General features: G+C 56.2%; 1 protein-coding gene. It reads right to left on the bottom strand.

Annotation, left to right across the window (positions count from 1 at the left end):
- Nucleotides 1-352: phage baseplate assembly protein V (locus HMPREF2700_RS11830; protein ID WP_283129703.1), on the bottom strand; the 352-nt coding region annotated here is incomplete at both ends.

Here is a 352-nt window from a genome sequence, read left to right as displayed (position 1 = left end):
TGGCAAGTTTGATGTGTTCCTGTCCCTGCAGGTCCTCCATCCGCAGTTTGTTGTTCGCCCAGGTACGGATGACGTTTCTTGTGTTCCAATCGGCAGGGATATGGTCGGTATGGGCGCTGTCGTGCATGACGCCGGAGATATACGGACGGTCGGGATTACCCTGGACGAAGGACAGCATCACTTCGGTGCCTTCGTGTAAGGGGAAGTGGATGCCGTATTCGGGACCGGCATACGGTTTGGCCAGTCGTACGGGACGGCTTTCTCCGCCGGGACTCCATTCGTCCAAATCAAACGGTAGTTTGACGCGGTAGCGTCCCATATCGTCGATATAGGCGTAGGTGCAGTTCTCCGT

Source organism: Neisseria sp. HMSC068C04 (assembly GCF_001810105.1).
GTDB lineage: Bacteria > Pseudomonadota > Gammaproteobacteria > Burkholderiales > Neisseriaceae > Neisseria > Neisseria flavescens_B.
The sequence above is the reverse complement of the archived record's forward strand: the minus strand, read 5'-3'. Positions and strand labels throughout refer to the sequence as shown.